Below are 6,000 nucleotides of genomic sequence, written 5' to 3'. Positions count from 1 at the left end.
CTAATCTCAAGCGTTAGTCTAGTTGGCCTGCTGTGCCGTGTCAGTGGATGCGCATTATAGGGAAATTTGAGATCAGCGCAAGGGGGTTTTTCAATTAAATTAGAATAATCGAATCAAATGCATAGTTAACAAACGATACGTACAAAAAAGGGGCTAAAAGCCCCATTTTTTAACGATTATGAGTGCTTGGGGTCAATCTGCTTTAACTTGTTGCAGAGGTTGATCTAAGAAACCCTTAATAAGTGCCGCTGCCTTATCATCATCCCAATCGACAAAAGTACGAACAAAAGCAATTAACTGCCCCTCCCTATTGAGGATAAAGGTCGCTGGGATCGTTTCCAAAGGAAATACATGCCCTAGCTTTTGCTCTTTATCATAATAGGTGTTGAAGCCTTCCATTCCTAACGATTTAAGAAATGGCTCAACTTGCTTATTTCCTTCTAGATCGATTGAAACTGGCAATACTTCAAAATCATCCGATCCGATCTTGGCAGAGAACCGACTGATCGCCGGCAACTCTCTAACACATGGAGGACACCAAGTGGCCCACATGTTTACCATGATAACTTTGCCTTTATACTGGCTAAAGTCTACGGCGTTACCTTTACTGTCTTTAAAAGGTACAGCTTCGATCGGAAATGGCTGAGGTAAGACACTAATAAGATCGACACTTGACTGAACTTGTCTTTCAGCTTGCTTCTCCATACCTGGATAAGCTTGCGCGCCAACAGCAAACAACATAGTTGCTGCAAGCAGGCCCACTATAGACAATCTCATTTAGCATCTCTCTTTAATAGACGATCGAGCTCTTGCTGATCTTCAGTGCTTAAGTCTTGATTGTTTACTTCTGCTATACGTTGCTTACGAATGAAGAAGAATCCAATCAAGCCACCAAATAACAGTAGCGCTAACGGTCCTAGCCAAAGCGCGTATGTTTTCGCTTCCATTCTTGGCTTATAAAGCACGAATTCACCGTAACGGCTCGTCATAAACTCAACAATTTCATCATCCCCCTTACCCTCATCGACCATCTGATAAACTTCAAGACGTAAGTCTTGAGCAACAGGAGAGTTAGAATCGATTAGGTTTTGGTTTTGACACTGAGGACAACGTAAAGAATGGGCAAGACTTAACGCGCGCTTTTGGTTAGCAACAGACTTAAATTCATATGTGTCTACTGGTGTGGCATTAGCGAGTGACGCCATGCTTAACAAAAGCACTAAAGCTGTAAAGCCTTTCATTAATGATTTAATCACGATGCACCATCCTTCACAGCTTCAGCCTGGAGCTGTTGAACCATTGGATAAAGTGTTTCCTTCCAGACATTACGATCAATTGGACCTGCGTAACGGTATCGAATAATACCTTTATGGTCGACCAAGAAGCTTTCTGGTGCACCGTACACACCAAGATCTAAGCCTAAACGTCCATCATGATCATAGATGTTGATAGCGTATGGGTTACCTTCACGACTCAGCTCACGGATAGCGAGAGGACGATCATCACGGTAGTTGATACCGTAGATAGGCAAAATATTCTTACGCGCTAAAGTCATCAAGAAAGGATGCTCATACTTACATGATGGGCACCAAGTTGCCCATACATTAAGTAAGCCAACTTTACCTTTCAGTGTTTCATTACTAACTGTGTCACCAGACTCTAACACTTCTAACTGGAAAGCCGGGATCGGCTTTCCTTCTAAAGCGGAGTCAAGTTTTTGTGGGTTAAGGAAGAGCCCCTTATAAAGGAACACTCCCATACCTAAAAACACGACAAGTGGAATAAATAAAACTAGCTTTTTCATACTTACCCTATACCAATTAAGCGGTTGCTAACTTATCGGCATCTTTAGCAGCTTTCTTTTCTGCACTAGTTGCCTTAACACGGTAACGCTTATCAGAAGCTGCGAAGAAACCACCAACCATCATGAAGATAGAACCAAACCAAATCCAACGAACAAATGGCTTATAGTTTAGACGTACAGCAAACTCGGTACGACTAATTGGGTCACCCATCGTCACATAAAGGTCGCGGAATAATCCCCAGTCAATACCAGCTTCAGTCATATCCATAGTGCGCACATTATATTGGCGACGATCCGGTCTTAGCAATGTGACGTATTCATCACCTTGATAGACTTCAATCTGACCTTGCTGCGCAGTGTAATTAGGACCTACTACATTCTTAGTTTCAATATAGTTGAATGTGTATCCCGCAAGCTCCTGAGAGATACCAGGCCCCATACGTACACTCTTCTCTATTGAGTAATTAGATACCATAGTGGCACCTACTACTGATACCGCAATACCGAGGTGAGCGATGATCATCCCTAACTGACTACGACCTAGTCGTGTCATGTCTATAGAACCATCTTTAGTCTTAACGATGTTGTATGCGGCACGGAATGTCATCAACATGACCCATACAGCAATACCAATACCGAATACCACCCAGATATTAAATTCACCGTCAGCCAAGAAAGGTGCAGCTAGACCAACGACTGTGGCAATCACTGCTGGAACAATAATCTGACGCTTAAGTTCACCCGTTTTCGACTTCTTCCAACGAATATTCGGGCCAATTCCCATAAAGGCAAATAATACTAGAACGATAGGAACAAATACTGCGTTGAAGTATGGAGGGCCTACAGAAATTTTACCCATGCCTAATGCATCGATTAGCAGTGGATATAACGTACCAAGTAATACCGTACCGCAAGCAACTGTCAGCAATAGGTTACAGATTAATAGCATCGTTTCTTTAGATTTAAGCTCAAAGCGGGCTGGGCTACTCATCTCACTCGCTCTAAAGGCGAATAAGGTTAGTGAACCACCAATAGCTAAACCTAACAATAAGAGAATGAACATACCTCGGCTTGGATCAGCCGCGAACGAGTGAACTGAAGTCAATACACCAGAACGAACAATGAAGGTACCCAGTAAACTTAAAGAGAATGCAAAGATTGAAAGCAATACAGTCCAGTTACGGAATGCGCCACGCTTCTCAGTTACGATAAGTGAGTGAAGTAGAGCTGTACCAATCAACCAAGGCATGAAAGATGCGTTCTCAACTGGATCCCAGAACCACCAACCACCCCAGCCAAGCTCATAATAAGCCCACCAAGAACCCAATGAGATACCGCCAGTCAGGAATACCCAAGCAGCTAGCGTCCATGGACGGCTCCAACGAGCCCAAGCAGAATCAAGACGGCCACTCATCAATGCTGCTATTGCGAAAGCAAAGCTAACAGAGAAACCTACATAACCTAGATAAAGCATTGGAGGATGGAAAATCAATCCAACGTCTTGCAACATTGGGTTAAGGTCACGGCCTTCCATAGGAATAGGGAATAGGCGCTCAAACGGGCTAGACGTTAGCAACATAAACAGCGTAAAGCCGATTAAGATCATCGCTAGAACAGCAAGAACACGTGCAGTAAAGACTTCTTCTAAACCTTTACTAAATAGTGCAACTGCCGCGGCCCAAGCTGCTAGTGAGAATACCCAAAATAGCAAAGAACCTTCATGGCCACCCCATACTGCAGCAATCTTAAAGAAGATTGGCAATTCAGAGTTCGAGTGATGTGCTACATAAGCAACAGAGAAGTCATCGACGGCAAAGCTATAACCAAGCGCAATAACGGAGAAGAGAATAAAGAAGAACATACCGTAACTTAGTGGCCAAGCATAGCGCACTAGGTACTGGTCTTTACGAGCTACACCTACTAAAGGAACGATGGCTAACAGCATGGCAAATGCCAGGCCGATAATCAGCGAAAAGTGTCCTAATTCTGGGATCATGGGTTTTCCTCAGTCCTAAATCATGTATTGTTAAGCTATCGCTTAATCATTACATACGTGTTAGTAGTTAACACTATTAAAAGGTACAAATTTTAGCTCAGTTTAGTATTTGCTATTGTTAATGTCTGCCTATTTCGTACAAATATGGGTGACTTGTCGCATTCTTCCCCTATCTTATTAACAAACACACATAAACAATTGCAGATCACATTCCACTGTAAACCGAGCATATTTAGCGGAATTTTAAGGTCTGACAGACAAAGTTCCCGTAAGTTTCAATAAGATTTACAAATAGAATCAATTTGTGAACAAGTACTCAACTATGACCTTTTAAGGTTATATTACTGTTCAATGAATAATCTTTACGTATAATCTTATCCCTAGTTCAGCGGTGAATCCGCTTTTTCGCAAACGAAAGTGAAATAGACATAATGACCACATTCTGGATTTTAATAGCCTCATTCCTGTTGGTTAGCTTAGCGCTAATTTGGTTCCCACACTTCCGCCAGCAGCGTATGCTGAGAGCTGAAGAAGCGGGTGTTCGTAAAGATACCAACCTTGAATTATTCAATGAACGCCTTTCAACATTAGAGAAAGAACTTGAAGATGAGCGACTCGATCAACCTGAGTTTGACGCACTAAAGAAAGAGCTCGAAATCAGCTTACTTCAAGATATGAAACAAGGTAACGATGAATCACTCGTTAACAACCTTAAGCCAAAAAGTATTCTTTGGCCTTCAGTCATGTCTGCAGTTATTATTGGTATTTGCGGTTACATGTACTCAACTTTGGGTGCATACAAAAACCTAGACCAACCAATGACTGCAAATGATCCACATTCTGGCCAGACAACCGAGCAGATCATGTCTCAGCGTGTAGAGATGATGGAAGCGCAAGTACAAGCTGAGCCAGAGAATAGTCAATTATGGTTTGGCCTAGGCCACGCTTATATCTCTGCAAATCGTTACGATGATGCAATTAAAGCATTCGATAAGACGATGGATCTTGTCGGCGTCCATGCTGAACTGCTTGGCCCTAAAGCCACTGCGCTTTATTACCGTTCAAACCAGCAGATGACCCCAGCAGTGCAAGCGCTCGTTGATCAGGCTTTAGCACTTGATGCTGAAGACCCATCAACATTATTACTTGTTGGTATGGATTCATTCTTCACAGCTGATTATCAAAAAGCGATTAACGCATGGCAGCTAATCCTAGATAGCGACCGCAGCGACGTAGATCGTGGTGCAATCATGAACGCTATCGATAGCGCAAAAATGCGAATGAACTCTGAAGGCGTTATGCCAAATGATGACGCTCACAAGAATGTAAAGTCTGATGCAACCGCTAAAACTGTTACTGTTGAAGTCTCCATCTCTCCAGAACTACAAGCTAAAGTGTCTAGCACTGATATGTTATTCATCTTCGCTCGTTCAACTGAAGGTCCAAAGGTTCCACTTGCAGCGACTAAAGTTTCTGCTGAGTCTCTACCGGTAACCATCACGCTAGACGACAGCACCAATATGGGTGGTAACGTTAAGTTGAGTGACGCAAAAGCAGTTGAAGTCATTGCAGTACTTTCTAAACATGGCAGCGTTAGAGCGCAAACGGGTGATATCCAGGGCACACTAGCCATGGTTAAAGTCGGTGAAACTGGCCAACTCGTACTAGATACTCAAGTACAGTAAATCCTAATTACCAATGAGAAAACCGGCATTAGCCGGTTTTTTTATGTCTATATTATGAGGCAGGAAATTGTACCGATGATGATGCCTCCCCTTTCAGCTTAAGCATCATCAAAATAGTCAGGTTAAACCCGCTCCATTAACGACAGGTATTTTGTATAAACATTCTTCATTCAAGCTAATGAATGGTTCTTACGCGTAAACCCCAAATAAATCCCACTCTATAAATTGTTCACCAAAGTCATTAGATAATATATAAACGGATACCTTGCCTGCCAATTCAGATCCTCAAGATAAAGGAAGTTACACCTCACTATGCATGGCTAATACCAATCTGTAGAAGTTGATCTACTCAGAACGTTTTTTGGCAAATTAATTCAAGGCTAATAACTGAATGAATGGTTGTTCCCTTGTGAAGTTGTTCAACGCAGAAGTAGGCAGCCAAAAACGCACCAGAATGGCGAGTTTTAGCGGCTCTGATACTGTGACTCTTATGGAACAAGAGGGAGCTTAACCTA

The 6,000-nt window shown here is 42.5% G+C and carries 5 protein-coding genes; 1 reads left to right on the top strand and 4 read right to left on the bottom strand.

The features are described from left to right. Window positions 1-192: 192 nt before the first annotated feature. The 4 genes from ACVBIO_RS15685 to ACVBIO_RS15670 are packed head-to-tail and all read right to left on the bottom strand — an operon-like array spanning window position 193 to window position 3,800. Window positions 193-777, bottom strand: coding sequence for a TlpA disulfide reductase family protein (locus tag ACVBIO_RS15685; RefSeq protein WP_447162256.1), 585 nt, complete (start codon window positions 775-777; stop codon window positions 193-195). Further along, the gene (gene nrfF, locus ACVBIO_RS15680) at window positions 774-1,241 is read right to left on the bottom strand and encodes a heme lyase NrfEFG subunit NrfF (protein ID WP_447162257.1); all 468 of its coding nucleotides are present in this window, start codon (window positions 1,239-1,241) and stop codon (window positions 774-776) included. Before nrfF ends, ACVBIO_RS15685 begins: the two co-directional genes overlap by 4 nt. Window positions 1,242-1,252: 11 nt before the next feature. After that, window positions 1,253-1,804, bottom strand: a complete 552-nt coding sequence (locus ACVBIO_RS15675; protein WP_447162255.1) for a DsbE family thiol:disulfide interchange protein — start codon at window positions 1,802-1,804, stop codon at window positions 1,253-1,255. 16 nt (window positions 1,805-1,820) lie between these two features. Beyond that, window positions 1,821-3,800: a heme lyase CcmF/NrfE family subunit gene (locus ACVBIO_RS15670; RefSeq protein ID WP_447162254.1), complete on the bottom strand. Its 1,980-nt coding sequence runs from the start codon at window positions 3,798-3,800 to the stop codon at window positions 1,821-1,823. A 431-nt stretch (window positions 3,801-4,231) separates the two neighbouring features. Here ACVBIO_RS15670 and ccmI point away from each other — a divergent pair, with 431 nt between their 5' ends. Then, window positions 4,232-5,485, top strand: a complete 1,254-nt coding sequence (ccmI, locus tag ACVBIO_RS15665; protein WP_447164526.1) for a c-type cytochrome biogenesis protein CcmI — start codon at window positions 4,232-4,234, stop codon at window positions 5,483-5,485. Window positions 5,486-6,000 lie beyond the last annotated feature (515 nt).

It is taken from the genome of Shewanella sp. 0m-8 (assembly GCF_052977265.1).
Note: the sequence above shows the minus strand (reverse complement) of the source record. Positions and strands in the feature narration are given on the sequence as shown.